At 66.7% G+C, this 20,512-nt stretch carries 16 protein-coding genes; 9 read left to right on the top strand and 7 right to left on the bottom strand.

The window, feature by feature from the left end; genetic code table 11:
• Positions 1-126: 126 nt before the first annotated feature.
• A complete protein-coding gene (locus SAHL_RS11625; protein WP_123591587.1) occupies positions 127-1,320 on the top strand; it encodes an MFS transporter in 1,194 nt (397 codons plus the stop codon).
• 431 nt (positions 1,321-1,751) lie between these two features.
• On the opposite strand, the gene SAHL_RS11620 is transcribed toward SAHL_RS11625, so the two are convergent.
• From SAHL_RS11620 to SAHL_RS11610, 3 genes are all read right to left on the bottom strand, one after another.
• Positions 1,752-3,542: an ABCB family ABC transporter ATP-binding protein/permease gene (locus SAHL_RS11620; RefSeq protein WP_123591586.1), complete on the bottom strand. Its 1,791-nt coding sequence runs from the start codon at positions 3,540-3,542 to the stop codon at positions 1,752-1,754.
• A gap of 46 nt (positions 3,543-3,588) precedes the next feature.
• The gene (locus SAHL_RS11615; protein ID WP_123591585.1) at positions 3,589-4,140 is read right to left on the bottom strand and encodes a lipocalin family protein; all 552 of its coding nucleotides are present in this window, start codon (positions 4,138-4,140) and stop codon (positions 3,589-3,591) included.
• Positions 4,141-4,203: 63 nt separating this feature from the next.
• Positions 4,204-6,660, bottom strand: a complete 2,457-nt coding sequence (locus SAHL_RS11610) for an EAL domain-containing protein (RefSeq protein ID WP_184947651.1) — start codon at positions 6,658-6,660, stop codon at positions 4,204-4,206.
• 247 nt (positions 6,661-6,907) lie between these two features.
• On the opposite strand from SAHL_RS11610, the gene SAHL_RS11605 reads away from it, so the two are divergent.
• From SAHL_RS11605 to SAHL_RS11590, 4 genes are all read left to right on the top strand, one after another.
• On the top strand, positions 6,908-8,278 hold the full coding sequence (locus SAHL_RS11605) for a sensor histidine kinase (RefSeq protein WP_123591583.1): 1,371 nt from the start codon (positions 6,908-6,910) through the stop codon (positions 8,276-8,278).
• Entirely contained in the window at positions 8,265-9,293 is a 1,029-nt protein-coding gene (locus SAHL_RS11600) for a response regulator (RefSeq protein WP_184947649.1), read from the top strand. The genes SAHL_RS11605 and SAHL_RS11600 overlap by 14 nt, the downstream gene beginning before the upstream one ends.
• A gap of 313 nt (positions 9,294-9,606) precedes the next feature.
• Entirely contained in the window at positions 9,607-10,872 is a 1,266-nt protein-coding gene (gene cqsA / locus SAHL_RS11595) for an alpha-hydroxyketone-type quorum-sensing autoinducer synthase (RefSeq protein WP_123591581.1), read from the top strand.
• Between the two features lie 117 nt (positions 10,873-10,989).
• Complete coding sequence (locus SAHL_RS11590; protein ID WP_123591580.1) at positions 10,990-11,196, top strand: hypothetical protein; 207 nt, start codon at positions 10,990-10,992, stop codon at positions 11,194-11,196.
• Positions 11,197-11,306: 110 nt separating this feature from the next.
• Here the strand turns inward: SAHL_RS11590 and SAHL_RS11585 are convergent, their stop codons facing one another.
• Positions 11,307-12,785: an alanine/glycine:cation symporter family protein gene (locus tag SAHL_RS11585; protein ID WP_123591579.1), complete on the bottom strand. Its 1,479-nt coding sequence runs from the start codon at positions 12,783-12,785 to the stop codon at positions 11,307-11,309.
• Between the two features lie 810 nt (positions 12,786-13,595).
• Here SAHL_RS11585 and SAHL_RS11580 point away from each other — a divergent pair.
• Both SAHL_RS11580 and SAHL_RS11575 read left to right on the top strand, forming a co-directional pair.
• Positions 13,596-14,795, top strand: coding sequence for a BaiN/RdsA family NAD(P)/FAD-dependent oxidoreductase (locus tag SAHL_RS11580; protein WP_123591578.1), 1,200 nt, complete (start codon positions 13,596-13,598; stop codon positions 14,793-14,795).
• Between the two features lie 92 nt (positions 14,796-14,887).
• Positions 14,888-16,207, top strand: a complete 1,320-nt coding sequence (locus SAHL_RS11575; RefSeq protein WP_123591577.1) for a lytic murein transglycosylase — start codon at positions 14,888-14,890, stop codon at positions 16,205-16,207.
• A gap of 52 nt (positions 16,208-16,259) precedes the next feature.
• Here SAHL_RS11575 and SAHL_RS11570 read toward each other — a convergent pair whose 3' ends face one another.
• Positions 16,260-17,243 carry an aldo/keto reductase gene (locus tag SAHL_RS11570; RefSeq protein ID WP_123591576.1) on the bottom strand — a complete coding sequence of 328 codons (984 nt, stop codon included), beginning with the start codon at positions 17,241-17,243 and terminating at the stop codon, positions 16,260-16,262.
• Between the two features lie 139 nt (positions 17,244-17,382).
• Between SAHL_RS11570 and SAHL_RS11565 the strand changes: the two genes are divergently transcribed.
• Positions 17,383-17,964: an exopolysaccharide biosynthesis protein gene (locus SAHL_RS11565; protein WP_184947647.1), complete on the top strand. Its 582-nt coding sequence runs from the start codon at positions 17,383-17,385 to the stop codon at positions 17,962-17,964.
• 5 nt (positions 17,965-17,969) lie between these two features.
• Here the strand turns inward: SAHL_RS11565 and nei are convergent, their stop codons facing one another.
• Entirely contained in the window at positions 17,970-18,824 is an 855-nt protein-coding gene (nei, locus tag SAHL_RS11560) for an endonuclease VIII (RefSeq protein WP_123591574.1), read from the bottom strand.
• A 204-nt stretch (positions 18,825-19,028) separates the two neighbouring features.
• On the opposite strand from nei, the gene SAHL_RS11555 reads away from it, so the two are divergent.
• A complete protein-coding gene (locus SAHL_RS11555) occupies positions 19,029-19,610 on the top strand; it encodes a YceI family protein (protein ID WP_123591573.1) in 582 nt (193 codons plus the stop codon).
• A 232-nt stretch (positions 19,611-19,842) separates the two neighbouring features.
• On the opposite strand, the gene SAHL_RS11550 is transcribed toward SAHL_RS11555, so the two are convergent.
• Positions 19,843-20,148: an NIPSNAP family protein gene (locus SAHL_RS11550; protein ID WP_123591572.1), complete on the bottom strand. Its 306-nt coding sequence runs from the start codon at positions 20,146-20,148 to the stop codon at positions 19,843-19,845.
• Positions 20,149-20,512: the final 364 nt, after the last annotated feature.

Genomic DNA, 20,512 nt, shown 5'->3' with positions numbered 1-20,512 from the left:
CCGGGCCTTTTTCGTGGGCGGGACAGCGGTTCATGTGCATGATGAAACGGTGTTAGGCTGCGCTGGTTTCGTGTCCCCCGCCGGCGTGCGCCGTCGCCATGCGCCGGGTCTTCACCGTGGATCTGCATGTCGGAGTCGAATCGTACCCTGCTGATGTGCGTCGCCGTTGCGGCGGCGTTCGCGATCAACATGATGGGCACCACGCTGCCCACGCCCCTCTACCCGATCTGGCAGGAACGGCTGGGCTTCTCCCAGCTGACGATCACCGTCATCTTCGCCGCCTATGCGGTCGGCGTGATCGCGGCACTGGTGATCGGTGGCAGCTGGTCGGACCAGCTCGGCCGCCGGCCGATGCTGTTTGCGGGCCTCGGATTCTCCGCGGCGAGCGCCTGCATATTCCTGATCGGCGACGATCTCGGTCTGCTGCTTCTGGGGCGCGTGCTGTCCGGGGTGTCGGCGGGCATCTTCACCGGCACGGCGACCGCCGCCGTGGTCGAACTGGCGCCGCCGGCCTGGGCGGCGGCGGCGACCCTGGTGGCGACCGCCGCGAACATGGGCGGGCTCGGCCTCGGACCGCTGGTCGCCGGTGTTCTGGCTGAATATCTGCCGTGGCCGGCGCATCTGTGCTTTGTGCTGGATCTGGTGCTCATCGCGCTGGCCGCGTTCGCGGTCTGGTGTGCGCCCGAGCGCGTGCAGCGTCCGGCCCGGCCGCGACTTCGGCTGCAGCCGCTGCGGGTGCCGGCGTCGGTGCGGCCGGTGTTCGTGCCGGCGGCCATCGCCGGCTTTGCGGGTTTCGCTGTGCTGGGGCTGTTCACGGCGGTGGCGCCGGCGTTCATGGGCGAGGTCCTCGGCCACCACAATCGGGCCCTGACCGGTGCCGTTGTCTTTCTGCTGTTCGTCGCCTCCACGGTGGGCCAGGCCGGGCAGTCGCGGCTGCCCGAGAGCCGGCGCCTGCCGCTGGGCTGCGGGCTGTTGATGGCGGGCATCGTGCTCGTGGCGGCCGCCATCCTGGCGGCATCGCTGGCGCTCATGATTGCCGGTGCGCTGATCGCCGGCGTCGGTCAGGGCGTCGCGTTCCGGGCCGGCCTGGGGGCGGTCACCGCGGCCAGCCCGGCGGAGCGTCGCGGCGAGGTGGCCTCGACGTTCTTCGTCGTCGCCTATGTCGCGATCTCGATCCCGGTGGTGGGGGTCGGTCTGGCCGCGGATGTCTTCGGTCTGCCTGCCGCCGGCGTGGCGTTCTCGATCGGCGTGGCGCTGCTGGCCCTGGCCGCGCTCGTGAGCCTGTCGCGGCGCGCCCGCGCGGCGGGGCCCGCGGTATAGGGCTTGTTAACACGTCATGCGAAGACCGCGTTGGAGACCTAAGATCGTGTTCTGCAAGGCGCGACTCGCGGATCGTGGCGCGCCCCTGGTCGATTTTCATGGGAGGCCCAACCCTTCGGGACAAGCGCTGTCGTGCGGCAATCCAGCGTTGTCGCACACTGACTGCGCGGCGCGTACGACACGCCTCGTCTTGCCGCCCCTAATCAATTTTCAGGAAGCGCTTGGCGTGGGCTCGCATGAAGTGCTATCAACCCGGCATGGAAATACGTTCATGCCGGGTTGATAAAGCGAGCATGCGCTAGCGTGCTCGCCGCGGCCATCGGCCGCGAAGTGCTTGAAAATAGAGAGCGGAGATGCGCCGGTCTCTATTTTCAAGCGCGTTGAGAACAACCGATGATTCAGCTGTCTTGGCGCCGGGTTAATAACAGGCCCTAGCTTGCCGTGGTCACGGCGCCGCGGCGCTGCTGGAGCCGCCACATGGCGGCGTAGGCGCCGTCGGCCGCGAGCAAGCCGGCGTGCGTGCCGCGCTCGATCACCCGGCCCTCATCGAGTACCAGGATCTCGTCGGCATCGACGACGGTGGACAGACGGTGCGCGATCACGAGCGTCGTGTGATCGGCGGCGAGCTCGGCCAGCGCCCCGGTGATCGCGCCCTCGGCATGGCTGTCGAGCGAGGCGGTGGCCTCGTCGAACACCAGGATCGCTGGGTTCTTGAGCATGGCGCGGGCGATGGCGATGCGCTGTTTCTCGCCGCCGGATAGCTTCAGGCCGCGTTCGCCGACCTGGGTGGCCAGGCCGTCGGGCAGCCGGCCGATCAGGTCGTCGAGATGCGCGAGGCTCGCGGCGCGGGCGACCGCGTCGGCGTCGGCCTCGGGGTCGCCGTAGGCGATGTTGTATTCGATGGTGTCGTTGAACAGCACCGTGTCCTGAGGGACCACGCCGATCGCGTCGCGCAGGCTGTCGAGCGTGAGTTCGCGTATGTCGATACCGTCGACCGTGATCCGGCCGGCGTCGACGTCGTAGAAACGGAACAGCAGCCGCGCCAGGGTCGATTTGCCGGCCCCCGAGGCGCCCACCACGGCGAGTTTCCGTCCCGGTTCGATGGTCAGGTTGACGTCGTCGAGGATGCGGCGTGCGCCGTCGTAGCCGAAGGCGACGTGCTCGAAGGCCACGCGCGGGCGTGTCGCGGCCAGCGGCCGGGCGTCGGGCGCGTCATGAATCGCCGGGCGGGCGTCGAGCAGCCGGAACATGCGGGCGGTGTCGGCCAGCGATTTTTTCAGCTCGCGGTAGACGAAACCGAGGAAGTTCAGCGGTATGAACAGCTGGAGCATGTAGGCGTTGACCATGACCAGATCGCCGACCGTCATTGCTCCGGCCACCACCCGCTGTCCGGCCAGCAGCATCATGGCGGTCACGGCGGTCGCGATGACGAGCGCCTGCGCGGTGTTGAGCACGCCCAGCGACTGGCGCGAGCGGGCCAGTGCATACTCCCAGGCCGCCAGTTCGCGATCGTAGTGGTCGGCCTCGTAGCGCTCGTTGCCGAAGTACTTGACCGTCTCGTGATTCAGCAGGCTGTCCACGGCGCGGGTGTTGGCCCGGGAATTCAAGCGGTTGGATTCGCGCACGTGGCGGGTGCGCCACTCCGTCAGCGCCGCGGTCAGCGCAACGTAGAGCGCCACGCTCGCCAGCACGATCACGGCGAACCAGTAGCTGTAGTAGAACAGCAGTATGCCGGCCACCATCGAGATCTCGAGCAGGGTGGGGATGATGTTGAACAGCATGAAGCGCAGCAGAAAGCTGATGCCGCCGAGACCGCGTTCGATGTCGCGGGACAGGCCGCCGGTGCGCCGCGACAGATGAAAATCCAGATCGAGCGCGTGCAGGTGCTCGAAGACCTGCAGCGCGATCCGGCGCATGGTGCGCTCGTTGACGCGGCCGAACACGAGATCGCGCAGCTGGCCGAACAGCACCGATGCCAGCCGCAGCCCGCCGTAGGCCAGCAGTAGCCCCACGGGCAGAACCAGGGCGGTGCGGTTGTCGGCGTCCAGCCCGTCGACGATGTGCTTGAGCACGATCGGCAGTAGAACCGTCGCCCCCTTCGCCGCGATCAGCAGGGCGAGCGCGACCGCCACCCGGCGCCGGTGCGCCCAGAGGTGGGGCCAGAGGCCGTTCAGCCGCCGCCACTCGTCACGGGGGGACTCGCCGGCGTCCGGCGCGCTCAAGAGCGTGCGGGCATCGACGCTTCGATGTCGGCGCGATGCCGCACGGCTAGCCGTCGCTTCGCTCGTCCAGCGGCTGCTGCGGCACGCTGCGCAGCTTGCCGACGTCGTAACCCATTTCGCCGACGCGCTTGACGAGGTCGTTGTAGGTCTCGCGGTCGATCTGCGGTTTCCGCGCCATGATCCAGACGTAGTCGCGCTTCTCCCGGGCGACGATGGTGGTGTCGTAGTCCGGGCCGACGTAGGAAATCACGTACTGCATCTTCAGCGGCCAGAAGAACTGCATGCCCCAGACCGCGTTGCCCGAGCCCTCGGTGACGTAGCCGGTCGGCTCCATGGTCTGCATCTCGCCGTCGAAGCTGCCTTCTCGGTAGGTGAAGACCGTCTCGATGCGTCCCGGTTCGGTCTGCTCGTAGCGCTCGATCGAGTTGTAGGCGTTCTCGGTGGGCCCCGGCGGAATATGGGCGATCACGTACCACTTGCCCATGAACCGGTCGAGATCGACATCGTGCTCGCGCGGGAACTCGCTGCTCGGCATGAGGCTGCAGGCCGCGAGCGTCAGTGGCATGGCGAGCGTTACAAGCCATCGGAAATAGCGCATGGAGTCCCCGTGATCGGTCGTGATGATGAATGCCTACGCGTCGCCGCGCCCCGATGGATTCGATCAGGCGTCGGCGGGGCCGGGTGCAGCCGGACGCGATGTCGCGGCGGCGCCCGGCGCACACAGTTCGTCGGCGATCTCGGCGAAGGCCATCGGCCGCGCGACGTGATAGCCCTGAACATAGTCCACGCCGATGCGTTCGAGTGCCTGCAGCAGCGCGCGCGACTCCACGTGCTCGGCGACCGTCTTCAGGCCCATCGCCTGGCCGACCTGGTTGATCGCCTCGACGATCGAGCGCTCGATCGGATCGTCCAGGATGTGGCGCACGAGCTTGCCGTCGATCTTGATGAAATCCGACGGCAGATTCTTGAGATAGGAGAACGAGCTCAGTCCGCTGCCGAAATCGTCGAGCGAGAACCGGCATCCGATGGCGCGCAGTGAATGAATCAGCTCGCCGGCCCGGCGGGTGTTGGTCACGGCCGCGGTCTCGGTGATCTCGAACACGAGCCGGCCTGGGTCCACGCCCGAGCGCTCGATGCAATCGCGGGCGAAGTCGACGAACTGTTCGTCGGTGATCGACTGGCCGGAGATGTTGATGCTGTAGTGATCGATTCGGGCCTGCCGTCGCTCGGCGCCGGCGATCAGCGCAAGCGCGTTCTCGAGGACCCAGCGGTCGATGCGCGAGGCGACGTTGTAGCGCTCCGCGGTGATGAGTACGTTCTGCGGGTCCAGGCCGTCCTCCGCATCGGGAATGCGCAGCAGCAGTTCGATGCCGGGGCGATCGGTCTCGGTCTTCGACAGGGGCTGAATGCGCTGGGCGAACAGCGAGAAACGTTCGTGTTCGAGCGCTTCGCTGATCTGCTGCATGCGCTGCATCTCGCCGTGCCAGGTCAGCGTTTCGTCGCTGTCGCCGTGGTAGACGTGGATCTGGTTGCGGCCGCGTTCCTTGGCGAGATAGCAGGCGGTGTCCGCCCGCCGCATCAGCTCGCTGGCGCTGAGCGCCTGATGGTCGATCGCGGTGACGCCGATGCTCACGCCCAGACGGAAGAGCTTGTCCTCCCAGCGAAAGCGGAAGGTGTCGATCTCGGCGCGCAGCGTCTCGGCCTTGGCGGCCGCGTCCTCGAGGGAGAGATTGCGCATGATCACGCCGAACTCGTCGCCGCCCAGGCGTGCGATCGTGTCCTCGCCGCGCAGCCGGGCGGCGATCTGGGTCGAGATCTGGCGCAGCATCTCGTCGCCCGCGTGGTGGCCGCAGGTGTCGTTGACCAGCTTGAACTGGTCCAGGTCGAGATAGCACAGCGCGTGTCGCTGCACGCTGTTGCGCGTATCCCGCAGGAAACGGTCGAGCATATGCTCGAAGGCGCGCCGGTTCGGCAGCCCGGTGAGCAGGTCGTGATTGGCCTGGTAGGTCATCTCCCGCGAGATCTGCTGCAGACGGGTGATGTCGTGGAGCACGATCACGGTGCCGACGATGGCCTGGGCATCGTCGCGTATGGGCGAGATCGTGACCTTGAGCGCGTATTCCTCACGGCTCGGCCCGCGCATGGCCAGCGTGAGGTGGTTGTCCCATTCGCGGGCTTCGCCGTCGGCGATGCACTCCTCGACCAGCCCGGTGACGATCTCTTCGCGTTCGTCGTTGCGCAGCCGGCACACGCTGTCGAAATGGCGGGCGATCGCCTGATCCGCCTGCAGGCCGAGCATGCGTTCGGCGCGGGGATTGACGTAATCGATCGCGCCGCGGGCGTCGGTGGTGATCACGCCGTCGCCGATCGAGGCGAGGGTGACCTGGGCGCGCTCCTTCTCGGCATTGAGTTCGCGCTGGGTCTCGATCAGCCGGGTGCCGTCACGACAGACCCCCTCGCTGCCGATGGGCCGGCCTTCGGCATCGTCGATCCGGCGCGAGGAGATCAGAAGCCAGGCCAGCGAGCCGTCCCGGCGACGGATGCGGGTGGGATGACGCACCAGATAAGGACTGCGGACCAGCGCATCGAAATCCGTCGCCGGGTCCGCGAGCAGATCGCGCAGCGGCAGCCCCTCGAGTTCCGCGGGGCTGTAGCCGAGCATGTCGGTAACGGTATCCGTGATCCAGGTGATCCGGCCGTCGGCATCGATGTGATAGAGCACGTCGGTGACGTTGCGCAGCAGACGCTGGACGCGCTGATGGCGCACCAGCAACTTGTCGCGATAGCGGTGAACCCGGGCGACGAGCGATTCCGCGGCCGCCACCAGCTCGCTGTCCTGCGAGTCGACGCGGAACGCCGGTTCCGGCCGCTGTTCCCCGGAAATGTCGATGTTCTCGAGCCAGCGGGTCACGGCGTTCGATGCCGGGCTGGTGCCGCGGCGGTGGGCGAGCCAGACCGCAGCCACGGTGCCGAGCGCCATGCAGGTCAGGCCGACATTGAGCACCACCAGCAGCGCCAGCGTGCCGGTGGGGATATCCTCCAGACGCCAGAGAAAGGCCCACTGGGCCACCACGGTCACGCCCAGTGCCGCGCAGAGCAGTCGGATGAGGCCCGACATGCGCATCAGCCCCGCCGCGACTCGCGGTGCCGTCGGTCGGCGTGGGCGCTGGATCGCAAGACGCGTGGTCTCGGCATGGGGTCGCTCGCAAGAAGGTCGTGCGTAATATACCGCGTTTGCGAAGGAGTCGATTTCCGACGCGCTCTCGCGCGGCCCGGCGGGACACCCCGTTCGGTAATTTTCATCATCGCATATACGATAGCCGACTGTGACCGCGCGGATCGGCACGACACCAGGACGAGCCCGCATGCAGCACGGCGAGATCTTGACCGGCCTGAGACGGCGCCTGCCCGTGCTCCTGCGGCGTCTGCGCCTGCGCCTGGCGGCCTCGATCCGGCTGAGCGCGGACTATTCGCGCGCCAATATGGTCACCTTCGGCGTGGTCGCGGTGATCGGGCATCCGCTCTACTATTACTTCTGGACCGATGTGTATCCGCAGCAGTATGAGAATCTGTGGCTGCGGATTCTCAGCGTGATCGTGTCGCTGCCGATGCTGTTCGAGCGGCAGCTGGCGCGCAGCGAGTTCTGGCGCGACAAGCTCACGCTCTACTGGCTGTTCATTCTGCTGTACATGCTGCCGTTCTTCTTCATGTTCATGGCGTTGATGAACGACTTCTCGCCCATCTGGTCGCTGTCGACGATGGCCGCCTGCATGCTGCTGGTCATCCTCGTGTTCGACTGGCTGATGACGCTGATACTGGCATTCGTCGGTGGCGGTCTGGCCTGGGGCGTGTTCATGCTCGTCGACGGTGAGTTGGGCCCGGACGGTTTGCCGCCGGAGGTGCTGCTGCCCACCTATCTGTTCGGGCTCATCGCCGGGAGCACGTTCAACTACAAGACCGAGCTCGTCGCTCGCGAGAAGCTTGCCGCGATCACCGAAGCGGTCGGGACGATGGCGCACGAACTGCGCACGCCGCTGCTCGGCATCCGCAGCGGCGCGCGCGGACTGCAGAACTATCTACCGGCGGTGTTCGAGGGCTTCGAGCTCGCCCGCGATCACGGTCTGCCGGTCCAGCCGGTGCGCAAGGCGCACTATCGCCAGATGCAGTCGGTGCTCGAACGCATCAACGCCGAGACCGAGTACACCAGCGTGATCCTCGACATGCTGCTGGTCAACTCCAGTCGCACCACGATCGATAAGTCCACTTTCCAGCGCGAGTCCATGAATGCCTGCGTGGAGGCGGCGCTCGAACGCTATCCCTTCCATGCCGAGCGCGAGCGCGCCATTGTCGAATGGCTGCCGGGCGACGACTTCGTCTTTCGTGGTTCCTCGCTGCTGATGATCCACGTGCTGTTCAATCTGATGAAGAACTCGCTCTATTATCTGGCCCAGGTCGACGACGGTCGCATCCGGATCTGGACCGAGCACCAGCGTTCGGGCGCTCATCGCCTGCATTTTCGCGACACCGGGCCCGGGATTCATCCGGACGATCTGCCGCGCATCTTCGAGCGCTTCTATTCCGGACTGCCGCGTGGGCAGGGTACCGGCATCGGGCTTGCGTTCGCCGATCTGGTGATGCGCAGCTTCGCCGGCGAGATACGCTGTCAATCCGTGTTCGGGCAGTACACTGAGTTCGTGATGAGTTTTCCGCCGATTGAAGATGATGACAGCAACTGAACTGGTTCCGTATTTTCATCCGACGCAGATCGTGCTCGTCGACGACGATATCGATTTCCTCGGTAATCTGACCCTGCAGCTCGAGGCCGATCTGGCGTATCTGCTGTTCGACTCGACGGCGAAGGCGTTGACCTACATCAACGACGGCCAGCCGCAGGACGGCTCCCGTCAGCGTTTTTTCCGGATCGTGGGCTCAGAGCTGCGCTCGATATCGGTCGCGGAAGCCGATGCGCCGGCCCGTGTGACGCTGGATACCGACGCCATTCATCGCGAAATGCTGTTCACCAACCGGTTCTCGCGCATATCGGTGGTCATGGTCGACTACGCCATGCCGCAGATGAACGGGCTGGAGTTCTGCGAGCGCATCGACAATCCGTACATCAAGAAGATCCTGTTCACCGGCGTGGCCACCGAGGCCGACGCCGTGGACGCCTTCAACCGCGGGGTGATCGATCGCTATATCCGCAAGAGCGAACATCAGGTCTACGAGCATCTCAACCGCACGATTCGCGAACTGCAGCACGCTCATATCCGCGATACGTTCGCGGCCGCCGGGGAAGTCTTCGAGGTCGAGAGTCCGAGCTTTCTGGAGGATCCGGCAGTCGCCTCGCTGATGGCCACACTCGCCGCGGGGCACGGCTTCGTGGAGCACTATCTGTGCGCGAATCCGCCGGGTTTCATACTGATCGACGGGGACGGCCGCATGCGCCGTCTCGTGCTGTATGACGGCGCGGAACGCGCGCAGCAGATGAATGCGGCGCGACGGGCGGGAGCGCCCGCAGCCTGCCTCGAAGCGCTCGCGGAAGGCCGGGTGGTGTTCGATCCCGCCGCCGGCGAGGACCGCTTCGAGCGCTGGGCCCGCGACACCAGTGCCGCCGAGCGTCTGGAGGGGCGGGAACTCTACGCCTGGTCGCTGTTCCATCACGTGCCGGAGCTGGATGCGTCGGGTGGCCCGACCGCGACGTACAACCGCTATCTGGAGTGGCTGGACACGGTCGGCTACGCCCTCATGTAGTCCGGCGGGCCGCGGAAATCGCGGCCCACGTCGGCAAGGTCTGCCGAGCGCGCGGCATCCCCTCTCTCCGCTTAGGCGCGGCCGCTTGCGCTTGATCGGGAAATCTTCCGTGATCCAAACGGATAGTCACGCCCGCACCTCGTGATGCGCGCACAAAGATGACAAAAGAATCGCCTTTAGGGAAAAGAGCGAAATATATAATTAATATATTAAAAAACCGAATTTGTGTATAATAAACAATATTAGAGTTGACGCACTCTGTCAACTCTTTTGCGCGTCATATTTATCAACTTTTCATTCCAAGGGGTGCCCCATGAAGACCGAAACCAACGTGATCAACCGCGAGTCACTGCTGCCCAAGGCGGTTGCCGAGCCGGCCTTTCTCCGCAATCACGTGGATCACTATTTCCGTGAGCGCGTCGAGAAGACCTGGAACGGTGGCCACATCATGCATGGTCGCGAACCCGGCAATGACGCCATCATGATGGTCAGCAACGATTACCTCGACATGGCCAACCATCCGGACGTCATGCAGGCGCAGATTGACAGTCTGCGCGGGACCGACAACACGATGGTGATGTCGGCGGTCTATCTGCACGGGGACAGCCCGCAGCTGCATTTCGAGCGGCGCATGGCGCAGTGGATGCGCATGGAGTCGAGCATGCTCTGTCAGTCGGGCTATGCCGCGAACGTCGGGCTGATCCAGTCGATCGGTGCGCCCGGCACGCCCGTCTACATCGATATGTTCGCGCATGCCTCGCTCTGGGAGGGCATCCGCAGTGCCGGGCTCGAGGCCCGTACCTTCCGCCACAACGATCCGGGCCATCTGGAGTCGATGATCCGGCGCCACGGTCCCGGTATCGTCATTGTCGACACGGTCTACAGCACCAACGGCAGCGTCACGCCGCTGACCGATATCGTAGATGTGGCCAGTGCAAGCGACTGCGTGATCATCGTCGACGAGTCGCATTCGCTGGGCACGCACGGCGATCAGGGTCGTGGCATGGTCGCCGGCATGGGCCTGCAGGGGCGTGTGCATTTCGTGACCGCCAGTCTGGCCAAGGCGTTCGCGGGTCGCGCCGGCCTCATCGCCTGCAGCGAGCGGCTGCGCGAGTTCATCAAATACAATGCGTTGCCGGCGATTTTCAGTTCCTCGCTGCTGCCGCACGATATCGCGGGCCTGTCAAAGACCCTGGATCTGGTGCGGTTGGCCGACGACAAGCGGGCCCGTCTGCATGCGAATGCGGATTATCTGCGGCGTCACCTCGACGCCCTGGGGTACAATGTCGATATCAGCCAAGCGCAGATCATCGCGCTCGAGGCCGGGCCCGAGCCGCAGACCATCGTGCTGCGCGATGCGCTGGAGTCGCGGGGTGTGTTCGGCTCGGTGTTCTGTGCGCCGGCGACGGCGACCAAGCGTTCCCTGATCCGGCTGTCGCTGAACTCGAATCTGACGATTGCACAGCTCAATCGCGTGATCGACGTTTGCGCCGAGATTCGTGACGAGGTCGACCTGGCCAACTGGCCTTCGACCCGTCGCAAGCGGCGCCAGCAGACGGTGGCGCGGGCCGCGGCCTGAACCGCGGGATACGTCGGCCGCGTCCATGGCGGGCGCGGCCGCCTTCGGCGCCGCGATGGAATCACCGCGGCGGTGTGTTGTCATGGAGGCATCGCCGTTACCAAGACAGGAGCTCCCGTGGCCGACCTCGAACGCATTGCTCGCGAGAACGACACCAGCCTCGAGATCGTTCGCGCGATCGCCGATCACATCGGCGACGACGCGGATCGTATTCGTGAGACGCTCGACAACCCGGACGACTTCGACTCGATCGTGACCCGGGCGCTTGAATTGACCGGCGACACCTCGGCCACGCTGCGATGGCAGGGTCGGGTGATCGGCTGAGCTGAGCGGCGTGAACCGCCCGGGCCGCGATTACGCGGCGACAAGGGATCACCGCGCCTCCGAAACATCGAAATCGACGACAGTGGCGGGTCGGCCCGCTGCGCGGCGCCTCAGTCGTCCGTCGATGTGCCGTCCCAGATGCCCGGTTCGACCTGATCCGGATTCTTGAGTACCTTGCGATCGAATACCGGCTCGGCGATGCCCTGGCGGCGCTGGCGCTCGTAGTCCGCCAATACCCGCAGCGCGATCGGCGTCAGGCAGAGGATCGCGATCAGGTTGGTCGTGGCCATCAGGCCCATGGCCAGGTCGGCGAAGTCCCAGACGAAGCCGAGCGTGGCCACCGAGCCGATCATCACCATGGCGAGTACCGCGGGCCGCAGGACGGCGACTGCCTTCTTGGCGTGCTTGCCGGCCAAGTATTCGAGATTGATCTCGCTGTAGGCGAAGTTGGCCAGGATCGAAGTGTAGGCGAAGAACAGGATTGCGATGGCGATGAAGCCGACGCCGAAGGCGCCCAGGTGATCGGCCATGGCGTCCTGGGTCAGTTTGATTCCCTGCATGGAATCGTCGCCGCCGTTGCCGGCGAGCATCTGATCGTAGACGCCCGAAAGCAGGATTACCACAGCCGTGCAGCTGCAGATGATGAGCGTGTCGATGACCACACCGAACGACTGCACCAGCCCCTGAGCGGCCGGGTGGTTGACGTCGGCGGTGGCGGCGGCGTTCGGGGTGGAGCCCATGCCGGCCTCGTTCGAGAACAGGCCGCGCTTGACGCCGTTCTCCATGGCGACCTTGATGGTGTAGCCGACGGCCCCGCCCACGGCCGGCCCGAAGCCGAACGCGCTCTGCACGATCAGCCAGAGCATGCCCGGCACTTCGCTGTAGTTGGCGATGAGCACATAAATCGCGACCAGGAAGTAGCCGATCGCCATCAGGGGCACGATCTTCTCGGCCACGCGTGCGATCGAACGCAGCCCGCCGTAGACCACGATGCCCGCGAGCACCACCAGCGCGATGCCGGTCGCCCAGGTCGGCACGTCGAAGGCGCCTTCCATGCCCTTGGCGATGGTGTTGGCCTGGGCGCCGGAGAAGGCGAAGCCGTAGGCGATGATCAGAAAGATCGCGAACAGGATGCTCATCCAGCGCTGGCCGAGCGCGCGTTCGATGTAATACGCCGGCCCGCCGCGATAGACGCCGTCCGCGTAGTGGATCTTGTAGACCTGGCCCAGCGTGCATTCGATGAAGGTGGTGGCCAGCCCCACCAGCGCGGTCATCCACATCCAGAACACCGCCCCCGGGCCGCCCACCCAGAGCGCGAGCGCGACCCCGGCGAGATTGCCCGTGCCGACGCGCGCGGCCAGCGACGTCGACAGGGCCTGGAAGGAGCTGACGCCCTTTTCGCTGCTGCGCATGTCGAAGGTGATGCGCGCCATGTGCGCGAACAGGCGGAACTGCATGAACCGCGTGAGCACCGTAAAGGCGATGCCCGCGCCGAACAGCAGATAGAACAGGATGTACGACCAGATGAAGTCGCTGACCGGCGTCATCACGGCGTAGATCGCCTGTTGCAGAGTATCGAGCCAACCCATGCGGTGTCCCCCTTGGCAGCCGGTCCGGCGCGAATCGTGACTCGGCCGCTGCATGTTGCATGCCATCGAGCATGGGCGCAGATCGTGTGATTGCGCAAGTCGCGCACGCCGGCGTCGAGATTGCCATCGGCGTGGTGGCCGATGCGTGAACGCCGCGTATCGGCCTGAATCGGCCGTGGCCGGTGTGTCCAGACTGCTGAAACGGCGCCATGCCCGCTTAGATACGCGATGCGATCGTGCCCGACGGGTATCGCCGGATCGGGTCGATGTCGCGCGTCATGGCGGGCCGGTCGGCGCCGCCGGCGGGCCGACGAAAATGCCGAGGCGGCCCGACTCCGGGCAGATGCGGACCGGGCGTTACATCTGCGTTTGATCGTCGCACACGGATTGCAGAGGCGGACGTTTTCGACCGGCGTCACGGTACGGCGTGCCCATACAGAACGAGCCGCCGGGCAATGCGCGCCGCCGGCTGTGAGGGCTCCTCCGAGGGCGATTAACCGAGTCGCCTGCTGTCGAGCCTGCATTCCGGCAGCGAGGGGAGCTCGGGCAGCGAATGTTCTACCGCGTCTGTCCCCAACTGTCCGGACGTTTGTTTCTTCAGAGAAACAGTTTCCGGAACTGAACAGGCCCTTTGTGTAAGGTGTCGCCGCTTGACTCGGCAGAATGATAAGGAGCCGTGGCCGCGTCGCTGTGTGCCGCTGTCGGGCGCGCTCCGCGGCTGCTATTCTGCGCGCGCTTGCGGCGACGCAAGAGCTTGTCGTGGCTGTGTATTCGGGCTCTTGCATCCGCAGCTGATACCGGAGCGCGTCGATGATCCAGAGCGAAGAAACGGATGTGGTCGTGCTCGGCGGCGGGGCGGCCGGATTGATGTGCGCGGCCGTGGCCGGGGCGCGCGGTCGTCGCGTGCGTGTGCTCGAAGGCAGCCGGCGCTGCGGCAAGAAGATCCTCATGTCCGGCGGCGGACGCTGCAATTTCACCAACATCCACAGCACGCCGGCGAATTTCCTCTCCGCCAATCCGCATTTCTGCAAATCGGCGCTGGCGCGCTACACGCCGGCGGATTTCCTGGCGCTGGTGCAGGCGCACGCGGTGCCGTACCACGAGAAGGAACGCGGACAGCTGTTCTGTGACGACAGCTCGAAGCGCATCGTCAACCTGCTGCGGGACGAATGCGCGGCCGCGGGCGTCGAGGTCAACGTCCGGACGCCGGTCGAATCCGTGGCCCGGAACGGCGATGGCTTCGTGGTGACGACGGACGCGGGCGCGGTGCACGCCGAGGCCGTGGTCGTGGCCAGCGGCGGACTCTCGATCCCGAAGATGGGCGCTACCGGCATCGGCTACGACATCGCCCGCGCCTTCGGGCTGCCGGTGCGGGCCACCCGCGCCGCGCTGGTGCCGTTCACGCTGGATGGTCGGCCGCGCGACGCGTTTGGTGAACTCTCGGGCATCGGTATCGACGTCGAGGCGGTCTGCAACGAGGCGGTCTTCGATGCGGGCCTGCTGTTCACGCACCGCGGTCTCAGCGGGCCGGCGATGCTCCAGGTGTCGTCCTACTGGCAGCCGGGGGATACGGTCACCGTCGATCTGTTCGCCGGGGCCGACGTTGACGCGTGGCTGGCCGAGCGCCGTGCAGCGCGGCCCGATGCGCGCTTGGTCAACGTCCTTGCCGAACGCCTGCCGCGGCGCCTTGCGGGTTGTCTGTGCGACGATCTCGGCGCCGAGTCTCTCGGTAATCCGCGGCTGCGCCAGCTCGATGACACGAAGCGGACGGCGCTCGCCGAGCGGCTGTCGGCCTGGCCCTTCGTACCCGCCGGCACCGAAGGCTATCGCACCGCCGAGGTCACGCTCGGCGGCGTCGACACCGCGGCCCTGTCGTCGGCGACGATGGCGGCCCGCGCGGTGCCGGGGCTGTATTTCATTGGCGAGGTGGTGGACGTCACCGGCCACCTCGGCGGGCACAATTTCCAGTGGGCCTGGGCCTCCGCGCAGGCCGCGGGTGCGGTAGCCTAGCTGCGCCGCGCGCTTCCGGCCTGGCGGAACCGGGCCCGTTCCGGCGCAGGCACAATCGTGTCCGTCACCGTTCGACCGATCGAGGCCGTCCCATGTCGTATCGTATTTCGCTGACGTTGTCCGCACTCGCGCTGCTGCTCGGCGCCTGCGCCCATCCCGACGTGCGCGGGGCGCCGGCCGCCGACGCCGAGTCGGCCTCGGCGAAGACCGGCGACGCGGCGTCGCCCGAGGCGGCGGACGAAGCGGCGTCCGAACCGGCCGAACGGAAGACACCGCCACGCGATGCCGCGGGCTTCGAACGCTGGGTGGCGGGTTTCCGCGAGCGCGCCGCCGCCCGCGGCGTCGACCGCGATACGCTGGCCGAAGCCTTCGACGACGCCACCTTCCAGCCGAGCATCATCGAGCTGGATCGTCGCCAGCCGGAATTCACGCGGGCCATCTGGACGTATCTCGACAGCGCCGTCTCGGCCACCCGTGTGGCCCGCGGGCGCGAAGAGCTGGCCGGCCACGCCGAGACCGCGCGTACGGTCGAAGCCCGCTACGGCGTGTCGCGCACGATCATCGGCGCGATCTGGGGCGTGGAGAGCAACTTCGGCGGCAACTTCGGCGGCTACGAAGTCATCGATGCTCTGGCCACGCTGGCCTACGACGGCCGCCGCCGCGATTTCGCCAAGGAACAGCTCTACGCGGCGCTGGCGATCCTCGCGGACGGCGATATCGAGCGCGAACGCATGCAGGGTTCCTGGGCCGGCGCCATGGGCCACACGCAGTTCATCCCGACCAGTTTCCGCCGCTATGCGGTCGATGCGGACGGCGATGGTCGCCGCGATATCTGGGGCAGTATCGCCGATGTCATGGGTTCGACCGCCCATTACCTGGCCGAGAACGGCTGGCAGCGGGACCGGACCTGGGGGCGCGAGGTCGTGCTGCCGCCGGACTTCGACTACGCCCAGGCGGAGATCGATACGCGCCGCACCACCGCGGCCTGGCGGTCGGCCGGGGTACGCGCGGTGGATGACCGCGGCCTGCCGCAGTTCGAGGCGGGATCCATCCTCGCACCGGCCGGTGCCCACGGGCCGGCGTTTCTGGTCGGCCCGAATTTCCGCGTGATCCTGCGCTACAACAACGCCACCAGCTACGGCCTCGCGGTCGGCCTGCTGTCGGACCGGCTGGCCGGCGACCCGGGAGTGCAGGGCGAATGGCCGCGCACGCTGGCCAGTCTCTCGCGCGACGAGGTCCGCGAGATGCAGCGGCTGCTCAACGAACTCGGCCACGAGGTCGGCGCGCCCGACGGGCTCGTCGGCCCGAACACACGCGCCGGGCTGCGCGGCTTCCAGCGCGAGCAGGGCCGGACCGCGGACGGCTATCCGACCCACGCGCTGCTGCGCGCGATCCGGGCCGCGGCGCGCTGACCGTTCGACCCGGCCGGGGTGCGGCGATCACCCCGGCACGCGTCAAGCCGCTTCAGCGGTGGCCGGCGATCGCATGGGGCACGTAGGGCGCCTCCAGGCGTTGTTTCTCGTCGTCGCTCAGTTCGATGTCGAGGGCGGCGATCGCATCGTCCAGATGCGCCGGCTTGCTCGCACCGATGATCGGCGCGGTGATGCGCGGATTGGATGCCACCCAGGCGAGTGCGACCTGGGCCATCGACGCGCCGCGGGCCTCGGCGACCTCGCGCAGTGACGCGATCACCCGGTCGTCGGCCTCGGCCGCGCCGAGATTCCACTTGCGGGTGTTCTCGTCGGTCTGCGACCGGGTGGACTCGCCGTCCGCGCCCTGGGTCTTGCCGGCGAGCACACCGCGGGCGAGCGGGCTCCAGGGGATCACGCCCACGCCCTGATCCGCGCACAGCGGCAGCATCTCGCGTTCCTCCTCGCGATAGACCAGGTTGTACATCGGCTGCATGGTCACGAACTTCGTCCAGCCGTTGACCTCGGCGACGTGCTGACACTTGGCGAACTGCCAGGCGTACATGCTCGAGGCCCCGATGTAGCGCGCCTTGCCGGCTTTGACGACCTCGTGCAGCGCCTCCATGAACTCCTCGATCGGCGTGTCGTAGTCGAAGCGATGGATCTGGTAGAGATCGACGTGGTCCATGCCCAGCCGCGTCAGCGAGGCGTCGATGGCGTGCATGACGTGCTTGCGCGACAGGCCGCGGTCGTTGGGGCCGTCGCCCATGGGGTTGTAGACCTTGGTCGCCAGGACGAAGTCCTCGCGCGGGGCGTAGTCGTTGAGCGCCTTGCCGACCACCCGTTCCGATTCGCCGACCGAATACATGTCGGCGGTGTCGAAGAAATTGATGCCGGCATCCAGTGCCTTCTTGATGAAGGGGCGGCTGGCCTGCTCGTCGAGCACCCATTCGCGCCATTCCGGCGTCCCGTAGGTCATCGTGCCGAGGCACAGCGGCGAGACCTTCGTCCCGGTGCGGCCGAGTCGCTTGTAGTCCATGGTCGTTCTTTTCGCGGGAAATGTGGTCTTTACATTAGACCATGCCGGGCCGGGGTGACGCGCGCCACGCCGACGCGCGCGAGAGGCTGTGCCCATGCTAATCTTTCGCACCTCTGATTCTCCGACCCCCAAGGCCCGCATGAGCGAAGCCACGACGCTCACGGCGCTGTTCGAATCGCTGGATGCCGTCGGCGAAGGCGAGCGCCTGTCCATCGGCGAGGTGCTGAGCGTGATCGGCGCGCGCGGCTATGGCCCACTGGTGCTGGTGCTCGCCCTGATCGCCGCGCTGCCCACCGGCGCGGTGCCCGGCATTCCGACCATCTGCGGCGTATGCATCGCGCTCGTGTCGGCGCAGCTCGTATTCGGCAAGGCCGTGCCCTGGCTGCCGAAGCGGCTCAAGCAGCTGTCGATCGAGCGCAGCCGCTACAAGCAGGTCTCCTATCGGATCAAACCCTGGACACGTCGCATCGACCGCCTCGTGCAGCCGCGGCTGACCGCGCTCACCGAGGGGGCGGCGACGCGTGTGATCGGTTTGGCCGGGGTGGCGCTCGGTCTGTGCATGATTCCGCTGGAGGTCATCCCCTTCGCGGCCGCCGCCCCGGCCATGGCCATCGCCCTGACCGGGCTCGGACTGACCGGCCGCGACGGTGTCTGGGTTCTGGCCGGGCTCGTGCCCGCCGGGCTCGCGGTCTGGCTCATCGCCCGACTGCTGGGCGGCTAGATGCGTCAGCTGGCGGCGAGCGGCGACGCCGGCTGACAGGCCGGACACAGATACAGTCGCCGGCTCGCCACGCGCTGTTTCTCGATGGCGCCGTTGCAGACGGGGCAGGGTTGCCCGGCGCGGCCGAACACCATGTGCCGTCGCGCGCTGAAGGAATGGCCCGCATCGGCGAGGCGCCGCGCACGTTCCGGATCGTTGGTGATGCCCTTCAGGCGATAGGCGCGCTCGATCAGCGTGCGGATGGCGGCGACCAGATGCGCGCGTTCGGTCGACGTCAGCGTCGCCGGTGTCCGTTTCGGGTGCACGCCGGCGAGGAACAGGATCTCCGAACGCAGATAGTTACCGATGCCGGCCACGAACGCCTGGTCGAGCAGCAGCCCACCGAGGGCGCGACCGGCGAAGCGCGGCTCCGTAAGCTGCGCGGTCAGCGCTGCGTCGTCCACGGTCTCGTTGAGCGGATCCGGGCCGAGCCGGGCCAGATAGGGCACGCTCGCCAGCGCGTCCGGCCGCAGCACACGAATGTCCGAGGCGCTGTAGAGCCGCGCGGCGCGTTCGCCGGCGACGATCGCGAAGCGCAGCTGACGACGCGTCTCGGGCGCGCGGTCGGCCGGGCCGATACGCCACTGACCGTAGAGCTGATTGTGGCTGTAGACACACCAGGGCCCGTCGTCGTCACGGGCGGCGAAGAACACGAGCACCGCCTTGCCGCGGGCTTCGACCGATGTCACCCGTCGTCCGGCGAGCCTCGTTTCCATCGGCTTGAGGCGTGCGAAGGCGAAGTGCACACGAGCGGCGGGGCGCGCCGCCACCGCAGCGGCGATGTCGTCGACCATGCGGCGGATTTCGGGACCTTCGGGCATCGTGCAGGCCGCTCTGGATGAGAAGCGGTGTCTACGCACGGCCCGCGTCGACGGATGAACGGCGGAGGCGGCGCGTCGGCGCTCGGCGGACGCACCGTCGCGTCACCGCGATGTCGTTCCCGGCGAACCATCTGCTAGACTCGATGGTCGAAGCAGAACCGGGGCGCACACTGCGCCCGGTATCCATTCCAGAGAGGGCACGACATGATTCGACCGATTTCCGGCCTGGCCGCACTGACGCTGGCCGCGGGGACCGCGGGCGCGGCCGAGACCTACACCATCGACCCGTCGCACACCTACGGCAACTTCGAGATCGGCCACATGGGCCTGTCGACCATGCACGGACGGATCGATGTCACCGAGGGCACGATCGTCATGGATCGCGAGGGTGACGGCAGTCGTGTCGATGTCACGCTCGATCCGGCGAGCGTCGATACCGGTCATGCCGAACGCGACAAGCATCTGCGCGAGAAGGCCGGCTTTTTCGAGGTCGAGAAATATCCGGAGATGCGTTTCGAGTCGACACGCGTGCGCTTCGACGGCGAGGACGAGGCCACGGTCGAAGGCGAGCTGACCCTGCACGGCGAAACCCGGCCGGTCACGCTCGAGGTCGACGACATCCTGTGCAAGACCAATCCGATGGACGCCGAGAAGTACACGTGCGGCTTTTCGGCCGAGACGGAGATCAAGCGCAGCGAGTTCGGCATGGACGCCTTCGTGCCGATGGTCTCCGACGAGGTCGAGATCCAGATCGAGGCCGAGGCGAGCCGGCCGGCCGACGCCTGATGCGGGTGAGCCCTCGGCGCCTGCCGCTGATGGCGACCGCGCAATGATCCGACATCCCGTCGTCGCCACGGCGATGGAGCGGCGGCCGGGCGGGTGAGAACACGCCGGCCGCCGTTGCTGCTTCTGCGTACGCCGCGGCTCGGCTGCCATCGAAGTGGCCGCAGCCCGTGGCCGGATTCCGGGACGGGGGCAACGCCTCGAATGGTCGGCGGCCGCGCCTCGCCCCGTTCGTTCAGTCGAAGATCGGCCGCATGAACGATCGCTCATAGCTGAAATAGCACCGAGTGTTTTCGTAATGCGCCATCGCAGCCCGACACTGTGGATCGTCTGACGCTTTATCTCGGTAGACTTCGTATTCGGCGAGGCTCGGGAACGAAAAAAGCGCCACCGCTATATTGTTCGCGCCCTCATGCGGCAGGAAGTAACCGTGGTGTCGACCGCCGAATTTCTCGACGAGCGGAATCCAGAGCCTTGCATAGTGCTCGAAGTCCTCGATTTTCATAGGATCGATCACATACCGTAAATAGCAGGTCACCATAAGCGCTCCTTTCAGACCCTGTCGAAACGTCGTGCAAACCCGTACGAAGCCCGCACATCGTGCTCTGCACGGCGTGACTCGCCGATCGTGGCTCGTCGGGACAAGACGTGCAAAGCCGCAGGGGCGTCTCTGGTGAGTCGTTCAGGGGCGGCGCAACGCCTCGGGCCGAGCGCCCGGGAAACTCACAAGATGCGAATACCGAGCGTTGTCGTACGCCGCCGGGGCGGATTGCGCGGGATGGGCTATTCCTCGTCCGGCCGCACGACAGCGCCCGGCGCGGGCTCGCACGGCGTGGCGACGGGCCTCGGGACATGACGGCTGTCCCGAGCCCGCGGCGTTCTAGGTTTCGGCCGATCCTGTGCCG

Origin of the sequence: Salinisphaera orenii subsp. halophila YIM 95161 (assembly GCF_003732545.1) — a bacterium.
In the GTDB taxonomy this organism is placed as follows: domain Bacteria; phylum Pseudomonadota; class Gammaproteobacteria; order Nevskiales; family Salinisphaeraceae; genus Salinisphaera; species Salinisphaera orenii_A.
This window is presented reverse-complemented; position numbering and strand designations above follow the sequence as displayed.